This window comes from Zoogloea sp. LCSB751, assembly GCF_002028455.1.
Taxonomy (GTDB): domain Bacteria; phylum Pseudomonadota; class Gammaproteobacteria; order Burkholderiales; family Rhodocyclaceae; genus Zoogloea.
The window spans coordinates 1-295 of record NZ_MWUM01000130.1 but is presented as its reverse complement, the minus strand read 5'-3'; the positions used below and the strand labels follow the sequence as shown (position 1 = coordinate 295).

Here is a 295-nt window from a genome sequence, read left to right as displayed (position 1 = left end):
CACACACCAGAAGAAGATGCTGAGTTTGAGCGCATTGAGCGTAATCAAGAGATTGCGTTGATGGCGGCGGTGGTACGCACTGCGCGAACAACCAGCGCGGAGGCTGTTGCCGAGAGGTTGTTTGATGCGGGATATCGGTTTGTGAGTTCGGCTGTTGGTTTGCCGTTGCCGTTTGTTGGTAAACAGAAATAAGAAAGCCCGCTGAAGTTTGGCGACGGATGCGGGCTCAATACCGAGAGGCGAAATCATGGTACTTGAAACAAGTAATTGCGTCAATTTTGACGCTAGCAATAGC

Annotated in this window: 1 protein-coding gene; it reads left to right on the top strand. The window is 50.8% G+C overall.

Going from position 1 to position 295, the window contains the following annotated elements; genetic code table 11:
* A partial coding sequence (locus tag B4920_RS26050) for a hypothetical protein (RefSeq protein ID WP_216820043.1) occupies positions 1-192 on the top strand: 192 nt, incomplete at its 5' end.
* Positions 193-295: the final 103 nt, after the last annotated feature.